The following is a 17,189-nucleotide window of genomic DNA, read 5'->3' as shown; positions in this document are numbered from 1 at the left end:
TCTCTCTTTTCGGTATCACCATGGATTGCCGCCAAGGCATATGGTTTTACGACACTAATTTTATGATGATTATCATCATCATTGGTGATTTTTAATGATATATATCATCATTAAAGTCAAGCGCGACTTTCAGACGGTGAGGGAAAGGGTAACCCTTCAGTGTCGGGACCCGGCACCAATCCGCAAAGGATCAGGCACAGCACACTGATTTGATGGGGCCGCACCAGCGAGCGACCCCAAAAGTAGTCAACGCCCGGCAGCTGCCGCCAAAGAGGGGTAATCGATATAACCCGCGGCACCGCCACCGTAGAGCGTAGCCGGGTTTATCTCTGCCAACGGCGCATCGCTTTTCAATCGCTCAACCAAATCGGGATTGGCAATGAACGGCCGGCCGAAGGCGATCAGATCCGCCCGACCCTCGGCAAGATGCGAACTCGCCAGCTCGAAGTCATAGCCGTTGTTGGCGATATAGGTCTTGCTGAAGCGACGGCGCAATGATCCGAAGTCGAATGGCGCGACATCGCGCGGCCCACCTGTGGCACCCTCGACGACATGAATGTACACGATGCCAAGGGCTTCGAGCTGATCGACGATGTAATCGAACTGCGCCTGCGGATCAGTACTCGAAATGCCATTGGCGGGCGAGACCGGCGAGATGCGGATGCCGGTGCGTGCAGCGCCGATTTCCTCGACAACCGCGGCCGTGACTTCCAGCATGAGGCGCGCACGGTTTTCGACAGAGCCGCCATAGGCGTCTGTGCGAACATTGGCGCCGTCCTTGGCGAACTGATCAAGCAGATAGCCGTTGGCCCCGTGGATCTCGACACCATCGAAACCAGCCTCGATGGCGTTGGCTGCTGCCTGACGGAAATCGTTGACGATCCCAGGAAGCTCTTCCAGTTCAAGGGCACGGGGTTGCGAAACATCCACGAAGGCATTGTTGACGAACGTCTTTGTCTCGGCGCGGATGGCTGAAGGGGCGACCGGCGCTGCGCCGTTCGGCTGGAGATCAACATGGCTGATGCGACCGACGTGCCAGAGCTGGAGGAATATATGGCCACCCTTCTCGTGCACCGCACTGGTGACCTTGCGCCAGCCTTCGATCTGCGCCTGGGTATAGATACCGGGCGTGTCCTGGTATCCCTGCCCCTGCTGCGATATTTGCGTGGCTTCGGAAATGATGAGCCCGGCCGAAGCACGCTGGCCGTAATATTCAGCCGTCAGGTCACCTGCGACAAAGCCCCAACCGGCGCGATTGCGCGTCAGGGGCGCCATGACAATCCGGTTGGAAAGGGTCAAGGAGCCGAGCGTATAGGGTTCGAAAAGCGTCTTTTTAGTCATGATTTGCCTATGTGTTGCCGCCGCAGCGGTATGGGTTACGCGGTCTGCTCAAGCGACGGTGCGGTACCGTTCGGCAGGCAGCGCATTGCCGAAGTTGGCCAGCATGGTCTTGCGCGCAGCTTCAAAGGCTTCCCACTGACCGGCATCGGGAAGCGGCGGGATGGTCACCGGCTCGCGACGGTCGAAGCCGACCAGAGCCGCATCCACAAGATCGCCCACCTCCATGACGTTGTTCAGTGCGTTGACGTCGGCGCCGACATGGTCCCAGATTTCGGTTCGTGTCGTGGCGGGAAGAACAGCCTGAACGTAGACGCCCTTCGGGCCAAGCTCGAGGCTAAGCCCCTGAGACAGGAAGAGGACAAAGGCCTTGGTTGCGCCGTAGACCGTCATGCCGAACTCCGGCGCCAGACCAACCACGGAGCCGATGTTGACGATTGCACCCTCACCTTTCTTGACGAGTCGAGGGGCAATTGCGCTGGCAAGGCGAACGAGTGCAGTCGAATTGAGTGCAACAAGCCGGGCCATGTCGTCGGTGCTCTGCTCGATGAACGTTCCACCGATGGCCGTGCCGGCATTGTTGACGAGGATGCCGATGCTGTCATCGTCGCGCAGTCTCGTCTCTACTTTTGCAAGATCGGCGAGTTGCGTGAGATCCGCCTGGACGATGTCTATGGCCACGCCGGTTTCCTGTCGCAGACGGCTTGCAACGGCCTCCATTCGCGCCACGTCACGGGCGACCAGCACGAGATCGTGGCCGCGCCGCGCAAACCGATCGGCATAGGTTGCACCAATACCGGTGGAAGCGCCGGTGATGAGGACTGCAGGATTTGTGCTCATAGGATTGCTCTTTTCTGTGATGGAACCTATATTCATGACGATCATCATGATTGGATTTAAATATGATAGCCATCATGTAAATGTCAACGACCATGTTGGGAGAATTGTGAAAATGAAGGTCAGCCGAGAACAGATGGCGGAAAACCGTCGCCGGATTCTGGATGTCGCCAGCCGGCTGTTTCGCGACAAGGGGTTCGATGCCGTCAGCGTTGCGGAGGTGATGAAGGCAGCCGGTCTTACTCACGGCGGCTTTTATGGACATTTCAGTTCAAAAGACGATCTGGTCGCGGAGACCCTTGCCCATGCCCTTGCTTCAGATAGCGTCGGAGGAGGCAACTTCAGCGATTTCGTCAAATCCTATCTTGCGCCTCGCCATCGCGACAACGCTGCCGGTGGCTGCCCAACCGCCGGTCTCGCTGCAGCAATTCGCCACCAGACGCCGCCGGCGCGCTCCGCCATGACAGAAGGCCTTCGTGCGCAGATCAGCCGGATCGAAAAGGCACTCCCGCAACTGGACCCGGCAGATCGCCGGCGCACAGCGATAGGAAGCTGGGCGGCCATGGTTGGGGCGGTCATACTCGCCCGGGCAATCGACGATCCGGAACTATCGGACGAGATTCTGGAACAGACGCACGCATGGATCGACAACAGCATCAGTTAGTCCGCAAAAAACGACGAAGGGTACCGGCATGACCCTCCCACGGAACCTTCATCCAAATGCGATTGGAGGTTCTGCGTTTTTCAACATTCCATTTGGCGCGGTGTGGCAAATCGGTGGCAAAGCGAAGCTTTGATCTCCCACAGCATTGGAGCCGGGCGCAGTGATGATCCCGGCATAGGCTGCCGGGGTCTGGTATCCGTGCTACTAGTCCGGGCGGAAGATCGGTCCGGATGTGGATAAGATGGAAAATCCCAGCCTTTCAACGGTGCTCGGCCAGATGGTGTGAGGCCACGCATTGTTCGGCTCCTGCTGCCCTTGAACGCCGCCGTCACACCACGCTTCAGGTTTGAGCCGGCACGCATGGACGCCCCTACTCTGCCGCGAGCGCCAGTGGCTGCCCTACGTGCTCGACCGTCTCTTTTTCGGCACCTGCCTTGGGTGGCTTGATCCGGAACCAGACAGCATAGAGAGCCGGAAGGAAGAGCAGGATCATCACCGTGCCTGCTGCCGTTCCACCGATCAGGGTATAGGCCATCGACCCCCAGAATACTGAGTGGGTCAGAGGTATGAACGCCAGGATCGCCGCGAGAGCCGTCAGGATCACGGGTCGTGTCCGCTGCACTGTCGCTTCGATAACGGCATGATAGTCATCGAGCCCTACCGCCTGGTTCTCCTTGATTTGCTCTGTCAGAATAAGCGTGTTGCGCATCAGGATACCCGCCAGTCCGATCAAGCCGAGAATGGCGTTGAAGCCGAAAGGCTGATTGAACAGGAGCAGGGTCGGAACCACCCCGGCAAGACCAAGCGGCGCTGTCAGCATCACCATTGTCATTGTCGAGAGACTGCGAACCTGCAGAATGATGACGATCAGCATGGCAGCAATCATCACCGGGAAAACCTGAGCGAGTGCCGTATTCGCCTTGAGAGACTCCTCGATGTTGCCGCCCATCTCGATACGATATCCAACGGGAAGCGACGCGATGAGTGGCTGCAGAGCTTTCATAACCTGCTGGGAAACCTCCGGAGGCTGCGTCGCCTCGTTGATATCAGACCTGATCGTGATGACAGGCGTGCGGTCACGACGCTTCAGGATAGGTTCTTCAAACCGGATTTCGGAGTGCCCGAGTTGATCCAGCGGAACCTGACGGCCATCCCTGCTCATCAGAGAGAAATCGGCAAGACGTGACGGATCGAGGCGGTTTTCGCCAGCACTGCGAGCGACGACGGGCACGTTGCGGATATTGTCGCGCACCTGCGTAACGGGGATGCCGGAGAGCAGCATCTGCAATTGCTGGGCTGCCTCCGATGGAGAAAGACCAATCAGATTGAGCCGCTCCTGGTCGGGCACAAATCGCAGAACGGGTGTTCGGTTGCCCCAGTCACGGTTGGCTTGGCGAACATCGGGTATAGTCTTCATGATCGCCAGAGCCTGCTCAGAAATCCTGTAGAGTTCATCCTGATCGGGACCCATGATCCGGAACTCGACCGGGAACGGCGTGTAAGGACCAAACACAAGCTGGGTGACGCGGACGGACGCTTCAGGAACAAGGCCCTCCGAAATAGCTGCACGAAGGCGATGCTTCAGTTCTTCACGTGCGTGGGCATCGGGTGTGAGCACGACGACCTTGGCGAAGGCAGGGTCAGGTAGTTCCGGTGCCATGGCAAAGAAGAACCGGGGTGCGCCCTGCCCTACGTAGGACGTGACGATATTGGTCTCAGGCTGAGTTTGCAGCCAGTCCTCGACTTTCTTCACCGCAGATGTCGTCGCCTCAATGCTCGTGCCCTCGGGCATGCGTACCTCGACCAGCACCTCAGGCCGATCCGATGTCGGGAAAAACTGTTGTTTCACGCCGCCCATTCCAACGACCGAAACGGCCATGGAAATGCCGACCACGGCGCAGACCATGAACTTATGGCGGACAGCGAACTCGATGACGGAGCGCAGACGGCGGTAATTCGGCGTGTCATAGATGGCGTGATGACCGCCCTCGACCGGCTTGATGTTGGGCAACATCTTCACACCGAGATAGGGCGTGAAGGTGACGGCGACGATCCAGGATACGATGAGCGCAAAGCCCACGACCCAGAAGATGTTACCGGCATATTCGCCTGCGGTCGACTTGGCAAAACCCACGGGCATCAGCCCGATGATCGTGACCAGCGTGCCGGACAGCATCGGCGCTGCCGTATGGCTCCAGGCATAGGCGGCCGCCTTGATGCGGTCCATGCCCTCCTCCATCTTCACCACCATCACTTCGATGGCAATGATGGCATCGTCAACTAGAAGGCCAAGCGCGAGGATCAAAGCGCCAAGCGTGATGCGGTCGAAGAAGCGCCCGGTCTCCAGCATGATGAGAAAGACCACCGCAAGGGTGAGTGGCACAGCAAGTGCGACAACAATACCAACGCGCCAGCCAAGTGCCACCAGACTGACAAACAGAACCACGCCAAGCGCCATCGCGAACTTGAGCATGAACTCGCCGACGGCTTCATCGATGTTGACGGCCTGGTCGCTGACTTTGGTAAGCGTCATCCCCAGCGGCAATGTTTGCGCAATGGCGGCAGAGCGAGCCTCAAGCGCCTTGCCGAGATCAAGACCGTTCCATCCCGCCTGCATCACCGCACCCAGCATGATTGTCGGTTCACCCTCGTGGCGGATGATATACGTGGCGGGATCCTGATAACCGCGTCGCACCTCTGCAAGATCGGAGAGCTTCAGGGTTCGTCCAGCAGCAACGATCGGCGTGTCGGCAATCGCCTGCACACTGTTGTAAGCTCCGTCGAAGCGGATAAAGACCTGTGGACCTCGTGTGTCGATGGAACCCGCAGGCGTTACCGTGTTCTGTCGCTGCAACGCAGAAGCGATATCCTGCGCGGATATGCCGAGCGTCGCGAGCTTCGCATAGGAGAACTCGACGAAAATCTGCTCGGGGCGCTCACCGACGATGTTGATTTTCTTGACGCCAGGCACGTGCAGGAGGTCCTGGCGGATGACTTCCGCTTGCCGAACGAGATCGCGCATCGGCATTCCCTTTGCCTTCAGTGCATAGAGGCCGAAACTCACGTCAGAATATTCGTCGTTGACGAATGGGCCCATCACGCCCGGGGGGAGATTGCGGGCTTCGTCGCCAAGCTTCTTGCGCGCCTGATAGAACTCTTCAGCAACCGCACTTGCCGGCGTGTTATCCTTGAGGGTGACTGTCAGAAAAGCGTAACCTGGCCTCGTTGTGGTCTCGACGCGGTCGTACCAGGTCAGTTCCTGAATACGTTTCTCAAGCGGCTCGGCGACGAGGTCCTGCATTTCTCGCGCTGTTGCACCCGGCCAGACTGACGTGACCGTCAATGTCTTGATGGTGAAGGACGGATCCTCGGCGCGCCCCAGCTTGACGAAAGCGTAGACGCCGGCTGCGGCCAGCAGCACGATAAAGAACAGGGTGATGGCGCGTTCGCGAACCGCGATGGCTGACAGGTTGAAGCGCATTAGTTTTTCACCTCTTGGCTCGAGGCAATCCTGACGGTCGCGCCATCGTCGAGAAGATGCGCGCCGAGGGCAACGACCTGCTCCCCGGTGCCGATCCCCGTGACAAATGCCGTCTCCTCGCCAATCTGCTGAACTTTAATCGGGGTGAACTTCACCTTTGACGTTGCGCCGTCGACGATCCACACGCCTGTGCGATTACCGTCGTCCAGAATGGCGCCGACGGGCACGGTGACTTCCGACTGGCGTTCGGCATCCGGTGTTCTGATTGTTACAGTGGCGCCAAGCGGTGCTGAGGCCGCATCACCCTCAAGAATGTAACGCGCTTCATAGGTTCTCGTTTGAGGATCAGCCGAATCGGAGATTTGTCGCAGTCTGGCGTTTCCACTAAGCCCGTCGCTTCCATAAACACTGGCCTGTGCTTCCGATCCCACCTTAGGTCGCAGTGTCTCAGGCAGCCAGACGACCGCCTCGCGAGGGCCCGCCTTTGCGAGTTGAACAACCGTCTGGCCGGCGGCGACCACTTGTCCCGGATCACCGAGAGTTTCGACGACCGTTCCATCCGAGTCAGCAACAAGAGTGGTGTAGGTTGCCGCGTTCTCGGCCACCTCCGCTTCGGCCTCGGCCGCCGCAAGCTGTGCCGTCGCTGTATCGAGAGCCGCCTTTGCCTGTTCATAACGCTGGGGCGTGGCCGCCAGACCATTCTTGACCAGTGCCGCATAGCGCTTCTCATCGGCTTGCGCCTGAAGCAAAATAGCACGCGCTGATATGACCGAATTCCGCTTTGCTGTCAGTGCAAGCTGAAGATCGGTCTCATCAATGCGCATCAGCGGTTGGCCCTGTTTGACCTGCTGACCGACATCGACCAGCCGCTCCACGATTTTACCGGGAACGCGAAATCCGAGATTGCTTTGAACGCGCGATGCGACCGTCCCGGTGAATGACCGGTCGGCCCTGCCGGTCCTTTTCGCCTCCGCAATCCTTACCAGTGGTGAAGCCGTCCTTGGGTCTGCGGCCTCGGCTTCCCGTTTTGGGGTTTCAGAAACGAGGAAAAAGGCGGCGGCCCCAGCCGCTGCGACAAGACCCACGACAGTCAGGACATGTTTGCGTTTCATTGTAAGTTCTCTTCTTGACCAGCGGTGCAAATGATTTAGATTGCGATCTAAATCTATGTGCGATATAAATGTCAAACGAAATCTAACCGGAGGTCGATATGAGAGTGAGCCGGGCACAAGCCGAGGAAAATCGGGAGACGGTGATCAACGTTGCCAGCCGTCTGTTTCGCGAGCACGGATTCGATGGCATTGGCCTGAAAGATTTGATGAAGGGTGCAGGACTCACTCAAGGCGGGTTCTACAAGCAGTTTGCATCGAAGGACGATCTTGCAGCCCAGGCTTCGAGGCGCGCGATGGAAAGCGCTACACGCAGATGGTCTGAAGCGGCTGCGGACAGTTCCGATCCTCTCGAAGCAGTGATGGCGTTCTATCTGTCAAAGGACCACCGTGGAGAAAAGGCAGAAGGTTGCCCCCTGGTGGCACTGGGGTCGGACGCTACTCGGCAGAGTGACGAAGTCAGGCGTCCATTCGAGGATGGGATACGCGCTCACTTCGAGGTGCTCAATGAACTGCTTGATGACACCAGAAGCCCCAATCCCAGCGGCAAGGCGATGGCGATCCTGTCTCTCATGGTCGGCGCCGTTACCCTGTCGCGGATCATGGAAGACGAGAATACGTCTCAAGGAATCCTCGACGCAGCGGCGGAGGAAATCAGGCGCATCGCAGGCGCTGATCATGCGGCCTGAGGATCGCGCTCGATAACTAGGGAAAACAAAAACCAAACGCAGTCGCCGCGTCGGGTTCGGGCGGATGCGATTTAGGCACTGAAGAAACTGGATATCCGGAGAGCAGGCCCTGACCGCACCGTCGGTCGGGATGCCGAAGGCATGCCAATTTAAACGAAGAACAGGTGTAAAACATGCGTCGTATCGTTGTCACAGGAATGGGAGCTGTCAGTCCCCTTGGAGCGAATGTCGGTATCTCCTGGTCGCGCCTGCTCGCGGGTCGAAGTGGCATTCGACGGCTGGGTGACGACGTGGTGGCGGACCTTCCATCGAAAATCGGGGGCGTTGTCCCCTCATTGATGGAAGATCCCGAGGGCGGCTTCGATCCCGACACCATTGTGGCTCCGAAGGACCAACGCAAGGTCGACCGTTTTATCATATTTGCACTGGCAGCCGCGGAAGAAGCGCTTGCACAAGCAAACTGGAAGCCGACCTCGAATGAGGAACGGCTGAGGACCGCGACGATTATCGCGTCCGGTATCGGCGGCTTTCCTGCGATAACCGAAGCGGTCCGCACCGTCGATCAACGCGGTGTCCGTCGCCTTTCGCCCTTCACCATACCGTCGTTTCTGGTCAATCTCGCAGCCGGGCATGTCTCAATACGTCATGGCTTCAAAGGCCCTCTCGGTGCACCGGTAACCGCGTGCGCCGCCGGCGTTCAGGCAATTGGCGATGCTGCGAGGCTTATTCGGTCAAATGAAGCCGAAATTGCGATATGCGGCGGAACAGAAGCCTGCATGAACATCGTCAGCCTCGGAGGTTTTGCGGCCGCCAGATCTCTGTCGACTGCTTTCAACGAAACACCAGACAAGGCATCGCGCCCCTTCGACACATCACGCGATGGCTTCGTCATGGGCGAAGGAGCGGGCATGCTTGTCATTGAATCCCTGAGCCATGCACTTGCTCGCGGCGCTACACCAATTGCCGAACTCGTCGGCTACGGCACGACAGCCGACGCTCATCACATCACGTCAGGACCAGAAGACGGGAACGGTGCCAAAAGAGCCATGGAGATCGCCATTGCGCAGGCAGGCATTTCCCCCCGCGAAATTGGTCATCTGAATGCCCACGCCACCTCGACCCCGGTCGGAGACCTCGGCGAAATCAGGGCCATCAAAAGTATCTTTGGTTCCGAGAAGACTGTCGCTGTCAGCGGGACGAAGTCAGCAACAGGACACCTACTTGGCGCGGCTGGAGGATTGGAAGCAATCTTCACCATTCTGGCACTCCAGCACCAGATTGCGCCGCCAACTCTCAACCTGAATGCTCCGGATCCGGAAGCCGAAGGCATCGATTTTGTGGCGAACCACGCGCGCCAATTAAACGCTGAATTCGCAATATCCAATGGTTTCGGTTTTGGTGGTGTCAATGCGAGCGCAGTGTTCCGGCGGTGGCCGAAGGCAAACGGCGCTGGCTGAGGATCACCGTCGCGCCACCACACTCTGAAACTGTTTCGCTTGGGACGTGAACGTCAATGAACCAAACCTTGGGCACGACACCGGACATACTGCACCTCAAACCGAGGATTGCCATTATAGGCGTCGGCGGCGGTGGTGGTAATGCGGTCAACAACATGATGGCGCAGAAGCTGCAAGGGGTAGAATTCATTGCAGCAAACACCGATGCACAAGCTCTCTCCATGTCCAAAGCCCCACGAGTTGTTCAACTCGGCCTGATCGCGACTGGCGGGCTTGGGGCCGGATCACTCGCCGAGATCGGACAAGCGGCGGCCGAAGAAACGATCGACGAAATCATGGGACATCTGACCGGGATGCATATGTGTTTCGTGACCGCAGGCATGGGGGGCGGCACTGGAACGGGCGCCGCGCCTGTTATAGCTCGAGCTGCGCGGAAGGCCGGAATACTGACGGTCGGCGTGGTAACCATGCCATTCGCATTTGAGGGCATACATCGAATGCGAATGGCCCGACACGGGGTAGAGTGTCTAGCCGAGAGCGCGGATACCGTGATCGTGATCCCAAATCAGAACCTCTTCCGGGTGGCAGATGCCGCAACGACGTTTGCTGAGGCTTTCGAAATGGCGGATCGGGTTCTTTATGCAGGCGTCAGCTCCGTCGTTGATCTGATTGTCAGGGAAGGGCTTATCAATCTCGATTTCGCCGACCTAAGGTCAGTGATGCGCGGTATGGGCCGAGCTGTGATGGGCACGGGAGAAGCGGCAGGCGAAGGCCGTGCAAGAGCTGCCGCCGAAGCAGCGATTGCTAATCCGCTTTTTCACGACACATCGGTCAAAGGCGCCAAAGGGCTCCTCGTCTCGATTTCCGGTGGACCGGACATGACGCTGTTCGATGTGGATGAAGCAGCCACGCGCGTGCGCGAAGAGGTCGACGCTAACGCCGATGTCGTGATCGGCGCGACGTTCGACGATGCGCTTGCGGGTCGACTGAAAGTGTCCGTTGTCGCGAGCGGATTGCGACAACCGGCAGAGGTGATCTTTCTTGCGGAGCGCACGGGGTGACCCTGCTCCTTCGCACCCTCGAGCGAGCATGTCCTTGCAGACTTGAGAGTGCCTGCGTGTCTGCTACCGCCCGGCCCAAGATAGGGCGACATAGAAAATTCCAGTGAAATCGATCGAGAGGAAACAGCACATGCTGAAGCACTTCTTAGAAAAATGGCGTCTATGGGAAGAAGCATTCCTCGGTATCGATGATTTGCAGTGGGACTACCTCATCTCCTTGGAAAAGCGCGTGGCTCGGCTCGAGGCAGCTACGGAGGCGTTAGATAGAAAACGGCTGCCTGCGACCTTGCCCGAATCTGCCGAAACAACGCCACGTCGGTGACGCGGAAACCCTGATCACAAAGTGAATGCCGCTCTGAGCGCTTGAAGTGTAAGCATTCGCCGAGGACCGCAGTGTCAGGTTTTCTTGCGCGATCTGCGCTTCCATTTTGCGGCTAGAGCCTCGACGTTTTTGCGCAGATTGGTGGCGTCGAGGTCGCCCGGATCGTAATGTGCGTCGCCCCACCATTCTACAAGTTCGTTGTGACGCTCATGGTTGACGTCGGCTAGGGCCTCACGGAACTCTTCATAGCCCCAAGGGCCGCCAACATCCTCTGGCGGGCACCTTCCGACAGCCTCGAGGAGGAAAGGATCATCAAAGCCGGGGGTAGCCGGAAAGGTCTTTTCGATTTTCACTGTGTGGGTCCAGCCGTCGCCGAAGTCATAGAGATACTTGAATGACTTCGCGCCAATATCTTCGATGGCGGCAAGAAGCGTTTCCTTGCGCGCATCGATGGGGTCATCAAAGCCGCCATCAGGCACGCCGAATCCGATGTCACGGATCCTGAACTCATAGAGATGACTGTTGGTCCAGCCGAAAGCCTCCTGGAGAACATCATGTAGCCGGTCGAGCCGAATGCGGAATGGCACGACAACACGCCGCATCACCAAGGGATCAACGTCATCAAGTGTGATCTTCAGGCGAACGAGAGGACCTGCCATCAGGCTGCCTGCCTCAGTGACGATGTCGTGGTTTTCCGCCAATTCCAGGGGAGAAGCTCATCGAGCCGGCTGACAGGATGGTCGGCGATGCGGGCGAGAACATCAGCAAGCCAGGCCTGTGGGTCAATGCGGTTCATTTTCGCGGTGACGATCAGGCTGTACATGGCTGCCGCCCTTTGCCCTCCGCGATCGGAACCGGCAAATAGCCAGGCTTTTCGTCCAAGGGCCACACCACGCAGAGATCGCTCCGCGCAATTGTTCGACAGGCAAATCCGGCCGTCGTCGAGGAAGCGGGTAAAGGATTCCCAGCGGTTCAGCATATAGTCAAATGCCTTTGCCAGGTCGTTGTCGCGCGGCAATCTGGCGCGGTGGTCGCGTATCCATATTTCCATGTCGTCGATCAACGGCTTTGATAATTGCTGGCGGATTGCTTTTCTCTCATCGGCAGTGTGGCCATTGATCTGGCGTTCGATGTCGAACAGCGCGTCGATCCGCTGCACCATGTTCAAGGCGATTGGTGAGATAACGGCGCCACTTTTACCCTGCGCTTTTCGGCGCGCATTGGCCTCCAGATCGGCTTGCGCAAAGAATGGCCGCCTGGCATGCGCCCAACACGCAGCTTCATAAATCGGGCCCGGACTTCGTTCAGGAAGATAGAGCTGGCCATAGCCGGTATAGGCGTCCGCCTGAAGGATACCGCTATAATTGGCCAGATGTGCCTGTGGATGTTCGCCGGCCCGGTCCCGGGAATAATAGAACATCACCGATGGTGGGGCCGTTCCGCCAAACGGACTATCGTCCCTGACATAGCTCCATATTCGACCGGTGATGGTCTTGCCGAGAGCGAGAACCGGCACGGTCGTGTCATCACCGTGGATCCGTTCAGACGCGAACGTATGGCTTTCAATCCGCCGCACCAGCGGGTCGAGAACCTGGCAGCACGCGCCAATTGCGTCTGCTGCAGTCGACAGACTGATCGGCACACCTTCCAGGGCAAAACGTTCGACCTGGCGATTGAGGGGAATGTGCTGGCCGAACTTGTCGCAGAGCATCATCGCCAAAAGGCTTGGACCAGCCCACCCTCTCGGGATGACATGGAAGGGTGCAGGTGCCTGGCTGATCTTCTCGCAGTCACGGCAGGTGAACTTTTCCCGCACCATCTGAATGACCTTCCAGCTCCGCGGTACGCTCTCCATCGTTTCGGTGATGTCTTCGCCGAGCTTGCGAAGCCGTTCACCGCCACAGCAACTGCAGGCAACCGGCCCTGGCACCACGACACGCTCACGCGGCAGATGCTCCGGAAAGGGCTTCTTGACCGGCCGCTTGCGCGTAAAGCCGGTGACCGCAATCGCAGATGCTGCAGCAACGGCCATTTCAGCGGCAAGCTCATCTTCGGTTGCCGTCGCTTCGGCGTCCTCAAGCATCAGTTCCATCTGCGCAACCAGCCGTGCCGTCCGTTCCGACTTCTGACCGCGCAGTTCCCGTTGCAGCTTTTCGATATAGACTTTCTGGCGAAGAATGATGGCCTGATCGTCGGCCTCCCTGGCCCTGGCAACAGCCAACTCGGCCAAAGCAGCAGCACGCTCCGCCCGCGCTGTCGCCAGCTCTGCCTCCAGGGCAGCAGCATGATCACGGTGATTTTCGAAGCCGGGTTCCATGCTCGAAGTGAATCACAAAACCCCTGATTTGCATAGGTTTTCTTGATGCCAATGGCGGCAAATCCTCGCCAAAAATCGCTATCCAGCGCTCGTCGGACGCCATGTCTGCTGCGGGTTTCGCCAGTCAATTCCCTCAAGCAAATAGGACATCTGGCCAGCCGTCAGCGCAATCGCTCCGCCCTCAGTCACCGGCCAAATAAAACGGCCACGCTCGAGCCGCTTTGCGTATAGCGAAAGCCCAATTCCGTCATGCCAAAGAGCCTTGATCAGCCGGCCGCTTTTCCCGCGGAACACAAAAACGTCACCCTTGAACGGATCACGACCAAGACCTTCCTGCACGATCAGAGCAAGGCCCTGCATCCCCTTGCGCATATCGCAATGGCCGCTCGCAATCCAAACCCGCACGCTCGAACTGATCGGGATCATTTCAGCGCTCGCATTACTGCTGCGGCAAGATCACAAGGCGCTCCGGACCCAATCCTCACCTTGATACCGTTCGCAAAGTCCACAACGATGGTTGCCGCACCACCACCGCCGCCGCCAGGAACATCCAGGACTGTTGCCGGCACAAAAGCAGGCCCATCTTTCACAGTCAGCGCTTGGCGCCGCCACGTGTACAGCAGCCCCGTCGAAACATCAAAACGACGCGCTACCTCCGAGACATTTGCCCCCGGAGCAAATGCTGCCTCCAGAATTTCCAGCCGTTGGTCCGGTGACCAACGACGACGCCGTTCGTGACCCGTCAGCAAAATGGCCTGTGCCATAGTTCCTCATTGCGCTCTTAAGTCCACTCTCAAGAGCGCAAAATCACGGTATCGCCAAAAACTCGCAAGGCGGTCCACGCCGGAGGGATACCTTGAAGTGCTTGTTCCGGCTCGTGTTTTACAAAGGCCTAGGTGCACGCTATCAGAGTCCCACGGTGATATACCGCCAGCAAGTCATTTGCGGTATCCAAGGCCCTAAACGCAAATTGCCCTCCGGGATGGGAGGGCTTTGTTGTTGATAGTCTTGAAGATATTGGTTGCGGGGGCAGGATTTGAACCTGCGGCCTTCAGGTTATGAGCCTGACGAGCTACCGGGCTGCTCCACCCCGCGTTACCAGCGTAAATCCCTATGGGATTTATCGCGACCAGCGTAAATCCGTATTGGATTTATCGCGACTGCATCACAGGGAAGCTGTGATGTATATTGCCGGAGCAAATTGCCGAAGGCGATTTGTCTCCTTTAAGGGACGCACGAGGCGTTTTCCTTATGTTTTCATGTTCCGTAATGCAAAAAGGCCGCTTTGAGCGGCCCTTTGTATCGGCTGGGCCGAAGAGTTTGCTTGAGAAGATATTTGTTGCGTTTTGCAGACCTGGCAGCGACCTACTCTCCCGCGTCTTGAGACGGAGTACCATTGGCGCTGGGGCGTTTCACGGCCGTGTTCGGAATGGGAACGGGTGCAGCCGCCCCGCGATAACCACCAGGTCGGCAAAACGCAACACAGTTCATGTTTTCACATGAGTGTTGTTTCGAGAAGCTGGGAAGCTTGCGCTTCATTTAATTTAACACGTCTTTCTGCGACCCTTCCCGTATGTTTGCCATACAGACCAGAGGTCGTCGCGCCTTCCGGTTTTTGCTTTCAAGCAAAATACCTGTGGCGCGGCCCGTCCGGAGCGCTATGCGCGTCAGGACAGAACAGATGATGCTCATCTTTGATGAGCATGAACAATGGGAACGAAGAAGTCGATCGAGCTATTAGTAACGGTAAGCTTCACATGTTGCCATGCTTCCACACCCGTCCTATCAACGTGGTCGTCTTCCACGGCTCTGATAGGGAACACTCGTTTTCAGGTTGGTTTCCCGCTTAGATGCCTTCAGCGGTTATCCATTCCGTATATAGCTACTCTGCTATGCCCTTGGCAGGACAACAGATCCACCAGAGATACGTCCATCCCGGTCCTCTCGTACTAGGGACAGATCCTGTCAATATTCCTACACCCACGGCAGATAGGGACCGAACTGTCTCACGACGTTCTGAACCCAACTCACGTACCGCTTTAAATGGCGAACAGCCATACCCTTGGGACCTGCTCCAGCCCCAGGATGCGATGAGTCGACATCGAGGTGCCAAACAACCCCGTCGATATGGACTCTTGGGGGTCATCAGCCTGTTATCCCCGGCGTACCTTTTATCCGTTGAGCGATGGCCCTTCCACACGGGACCACCGGATCACTATGACCGACTTTCGTCTCTGCTCGACTTGTCAGTCTCGCAGTCAGGCGGGCTTATGCCATTGCACTCGACGACCGATTTCCGACCGGTCTGAGCCCACCATCGCGCGCCTCCGTTACTCTTTCGGAGGCGACCGCCCCAGTCAAACTACCCACCATACACTGTCCCGGATCCGGATAACGGACCGCGGTTAGACATCCACGAAGATAAGGGTGGTATTTCAAGGATGGCTCCACAAGAACTGGCGTCCCTGCTTCAAAGCCTACCACCTATCCTACACATGCCTTGGCGAATGCCAGTGTAAAGCTATAGTAAAGGTGCACGGGGTCTTTCCGTCTGACCGCAGGAACCCCGCATCTTCACGGGGAATTCAATTTCACTGAGTCTATGTTGGAGACAGCGGGGAAGTCGTTACGCCATTCGTGCAGGTCGGAACTTACCCGACAAGGAATTTCGCTACCTTAGGACCGTTATAGTTACGGCCGCCGTTTACTGGGGCTTCAGTTCAGAGCTTGCACCCCTCCCTTTAACCTTCCAGCACCGGGCAGGCGTCAGACCCTATACGTCGTATTGCTACTTCGCAGAGCCCTGTGTTTTTGATAAACAGTCGCTACCCCCTGGTCTGTGCCACCCCATCATACTTGCGTAAAATGGGGTCACGCTTCTTCCGAAGTTACGCGTGCAATTTGCCGAGTTCCTTCAACATAGTTCTCTCAAGCGCCTTGGTATACTCTACCTGACCACCTGTGTCGGTTTCGGGTACGGTCTATACGGTGGAGCTATTTCCTGGAACCTCTTCGCCGCACATTCAATCCAGTAAGAATGTACAACACACGAGATCCGTCACTACCACCAGGCCCACGAATATTAACGTGGTTCCCATCGACTACGCGTGTCCGCCTCGTCTTAGGGGCCGGCTAACCCTGCTCAGATTAACTTTAAGCAGGAACCCTTGGTCTTTCGGCGAGGGAGTCTCTCACTCCCTTTATCGTTACTCATGTCAACATTCGCACTTCCGATATCTCCAGCAGCCCTCACGGGTCCGCCTTCACAGACTTACGGAACGCTCCGCTACCACGCAACAGTCACTACAACTGTCACATCCTCAGCTTCGGTGCATGGCTTTAGCCCCGTTACATTTTCGGCGCAAAGACCCTTATTTAGACCAGTGAGCTGTTACGCTTTCTTTAAATGATGGCTGCTTCTAAGCCAACATCCTGGTTGTTTTGGGATCCTCACATCCTTTCCCACTTAGCCATGACTTGGGGACCTTAGCTGGAGGTCAGGGTTGTTGCCCTTTTCACGACGGACGTTAGCACCCGCCGTGTGTCTGCCGACTAGTACTCCTCGGTATTCGGAGTTTGGTTAGGATCAGTAAGACGGTGAGTCCCCATAGCCCATCCAGTGCTCTACCCCCGAGGGTATTCGGTCGACGCTCTACCTAAATAGATTTCGCGGAGAACCAGCTATTTCCGAGTTTGATTGGCCTTTCACCCCTAGCCACAAGTCATCCCAATCTATTGCAACAGATACGGGTTCGGCCCTCCAGTTGGTGTTACCCAACCTTCAGCCTGCTCATGGCTAGATCACTCGGTTTCGGGTCTAATGCAACTAACTCAATCGCCCTATTCAGACTCGCTTTCGCTGCGCCTACACCTACCGGCTTAAGCTTGCTAGTTACACTAAGTCGTTGACCCAT

13 protein-coding genes, 1 tRNA gene and 2 rRNA genes (1 of these 16 running past the window's edge) are annotated in these 17,189 nt (G+C 57.3%); 5 read left to right on the top strand and 11 right to left on the bottom strand.

Annotated elements, in window-relative coordinates; translation table 11 throughout:
• Positions 1-246: 246 nt before the first annotated feature.
• Together G6L97_RS20075 and G6L97_RS20070 are read right to left on the bottom strand one after the other, a co-directional pair.
• Positions 247-1,341, bottom strand: coding sequence for an alkene reductase (locus tag G6L97_RS20075; protein ID WP_111828659.1), 1,095 nt, complete (start codon positions 1,339-1,341; stop codon positions 247-249).
• Positions 1,342-1,389: 48 nt separating this feature from the next.
• A complete protein-coding gene (locus G6L97_RS20070; protein ID WP_003519273.1) occupies positions 1,390-2,178 on the bottom strand; it encodes an SDR family NAD(P)-dependent oxidoreductase in 789 nt (262 codons plus the stop codon).
• A gap of 112 nt (positions 2,179-2,290) precedes the next feature.
• Here G6L97_RS20070 and G6L97_RS20065 point away from each other — a divergent pair, with 112 nt between their 5' ends.
• The gene (locus G6L97_RS20065) at positions 2,291-2,839 is read left to right on the top strand and encodes a TetR/AcrR family transcriptional regulator (protein ID WP_035199997.1); all 549 of its coding nucleotides are present in this window, start codon (positions 2,291-2,293) and stop codon (positions 2,837-2,839) included.
• A 370-nt stretch (positions 2,840-3,209) separates the two neighbouring features.
• Here G6L97_RS20065 and G6L97_RS20055 read toward each other — a convergent pair whose 3' ends face one another.
• Entirely contained in the window at positions 3,210-6,320 is a 3,111-nt protein-coding gene (locus tag G6L97_RS20055; protein ID WP_111828658.1) for an efflux RND transporter permease subunit, read from the bottom strand.
• Positions 6,320-7,432: an efflux RND transporter periplasmic adaptor subunit gene (locus G6L97_RS20050; RefSeq protein ID WP_060642810.1), complete on the bottom strand. Its 1,113-nt coding sequence runs from the start codon at positions 7,430-7,432 to the stop codon at positions 6,320-6,322. Before G6L97_RS20050 ends, G6L97_RS20055 begins: the two co-directional genes overlap by 1 nt.
• 98 nt (positions 7,433-7,530) lie before the next feature.
• Here G6L97_RS20050 and G6L97_RS20045 point away from each other — a divergent pair, with 98 nt between their 5' ends.
• From G6L97_RS20045 to G6L97_RS20030, 4 genes are all read left to right on the top strand, one after another.
• Positions 7,531-8,118: a TetR/AcrR family transcriptional regulator gene (locus G6L97_RS20045; RefSeq protein WP_013762146.1), complete on the top strand. Its 588-nt coding sequence runs from the start codon at positions 7,531-7,533 to the stop codon at positions 8,116-8,118.
• A 173-nt stretch (positions 8,119-8,291) separates the two neighbouring features.
• The gene (gene fabF / locus G6L97_RS20040; RefSeq protein WP_111828657.1) at positions 8,292-9,575 is read left to right on the top strand and encodes a beta-ketoacyl-ACP synthase II; all 1,284 of its coding nucleotides are present in this window, start codon (positions 8,292-8,294) and stop codon (positions 9,573-9,575) included.
• Positions 9,576-9,631: 56 nt separating this feature from the next.
• Positions 9,632-10,636: a cell division protein FtsZ gene (gene ftsZ / locus G6L97_RS20035; RefSeq protein WP_111828656.1), complete on the top strand. Its 1,005-nt coding sequence runs from the start codon at positions 9,632-9,634 to the stop codon at positions 10,634-10,636.
• Positions 10,637-10,766: 130 nt separating this feature from the next.
• Positions 10,767-10,958 carry a hypothetical protein gene (locus tag G6L97_RS20030; protein WP_111828655.1) on the top strand — a complete coding sequence of 64 codons (192 nt, stop codon included), beginning with the start codon at positions 10,767-10,769 and terminating at the stop codon, positions 10,956-10,958.
• A 74-nt stretch (positions 10,959-11,032) separates the two neighbouring features.
• Here G6L97_RS20030 and G6L97_RS20025 read toward each other — a convergent pair whose 3' ends face one another.
• From G6L97_RS20025 to G6L97_RS19995, 7 genes are all read right to left on the bottom strand, one after another.
• Positions 11,033-11,617, bottom strand: coding sequence for a plasmid pRiA4b ORF-3 family protein (locus G6L97_RS20025; protein ID WP_065703127.1), 585 nt, complete (start codon positions 11,615-11,617; stop codon positions 11,033-11,035).
• Positions 11,617-13,275, bottom strand: coding sequence for an IS66 family transposase (gene tnpC, locus G6L97_RS20020; protein ID WP_111829016.1), 1,659 nt, complete (start codon positions 13,273-13,275; stop codon positions 11,617-11,619). The genes G6L97_RS20025 and tnpC overlap by 1 nt, the downstream gene beginning before the upstream one ends.
• A 78-nt stretch (positions 13,276-13,353) precedes the next feature.
• The gene (gene tnpB, locus G6L97_RS20015) at positions 13,354-13,701 is read right to left on the bottom strand and encodes an IS66 family insertion sequence element accessory protein TnpB (RefSeq protein ID WP_012478004.1); all 348 of its coding nucleotides are present in this window, start codon (positions 13,699-13,701) and stop codon (positions 13,354-13,356) included.
• On the bottom strand, positions 13,698-14,039 hold the full coding sequence (tnpA, locus tag G6L97_RS20010) for an IS66-like element accessory protein TnpA (protein ID WP_065703123.1): 342 nt from the start codon (positions 14,037-14,039) through the stop codon (positions 13,698-13,700). The genes tnpB and tnpA overlap by 4 nt, the downstream gene beginning before the upstream one ends.
• A 254-nt stretch (positions 14,040-14,293) precedes the next feature.
• Positions 14,294-14,370 (bottom strand) — tRNA-Met (locus tag G6L97_RS20005).
• Positions 14,371-14,627: 257 nt separating this feature from the next.
• A 5S ribosomal RNA gene (rrf, locus tag G6L97_RS20000) occupies positions 14,628-14,742 on the bottom strand.
• 249 nt (positions 14,743-14,991) lie between these two features.
• A 23S ribosomal RNA gene (locus G6L97_RS19995) occupies positions 14,992-17,189 on the bottom strand; it runs 609 nt beyond the window's last position.

Origin of the sequence: Agrobacterium tumefaciens, from assembly GCF_013318015.2 — a bacterium.
In the GTDB taxonomy this organism is placed as follows: domain Bacteria; phylum Pseudomonadota; class Alphaproteobacteria; order Rhizobiales; family Rhizobiaceae; genus Agrobacterium; species Agrobacterium tumefaciens.
The sequence above is the reverse complement of the archived record's forward strand: the minus strand, read 5'-3'. Positions and strand labels throughout refer to the sequence as shown.

Excerpts from the sequence above, each read along its gene's own strand:
- G6L97_RS20030 (WP_111828655.1), top strand. The coding sequence starts at position 10,767 with ATGCTGAAGCACTTCTTAGAAAAATGGCGTCTATGGGAAGAAGCATTC.
- tnpC (WP_111829016.1), bottom strand. The coding sequence starts at position 13,275 with ATGGAACCCGGCTTCGAAAATCACCGTGATCATGCTGCTGCCCTGGAG.
- G6L97_RS20065 (WP_035199997.1), top strand. The coding sequence starts at position 2,291 with ATGAAGGTCAGCCGAGAACAGATGGCGGAAAACCGTCGCCGGATTCTG.
- tnpB (WP_012478004.1), bottom strand. The coding sequence starts at position 13,701 with ATGATCCCGATCAGTTCGAGCGTGCGGGTTTGGATTGCGAGCGGCCAT.
- G6L97_RS20050 (WP_060642810.1), bottom strand. The coding sequence starts at position 7,432 with ATGAAACGCAAACATGTCCTGACTGTCGTGGGTCTTGTCGCAGCGGCT.
- G6L97_RS20055 (WP_111828658.1), bottom strand. The coding sequence starts at position 6,320 with ATGCGCTTCAACCTGTCAGCCATCGCGGTTCGCGAACGCGCCATCACC.
- G6L97_RS20025 (WP_065703127.1), bottom strand. The coding sequence starts at position 11,617 with ATGGCAGGTCCTCTCGTTCGCCTGAAGATCACACTTGATGACGTTGAT.
- fabF (WP_111828657.1), top strand. The coding sequence starts at position 8,292 with ATGCGTCGTATCGTTGTCACAGGAATGGGAGCTGTCAGTCCCCTTGGA.
- ftsZ (WP_111828656.1), top strand. The coding sequence starts at position 9,632 with ATGAACCAAACCTTGGGCACGACACCGGACATACTGCACCTCAAACCG.
- G6L97_RS20045 (WP_013762146.1), top strand. The coding sequence starts at position 7,531 with ATGAGAGTGAGCCGGGCACAAGCCGAGGAAAATCGGGAGACGGTGATC.
- G6L97_RS20075 (WP_111828659.1), bottom strand. The coding sequence starts at position 1,341 with ATGACTAAAAAGACGCTTTTCGAACCCTATACGCTCGGCTCCTTGACC.
- G6L97_RS20070 (WP_003519273.1), bottom strand. The coding sequence starts at position 2,178 with ATGAGCACAAATCCTGCAGTCCTCATCACCGGCGCTTCCACCGGTATT.
- tnpA (WP_065703123.1), bottom strand. The coding sequence starts at position 14,039 with ATGGCACAGGCCATTTTGCTGACGGGTCACGAACGGCGTCGTCGTTGG.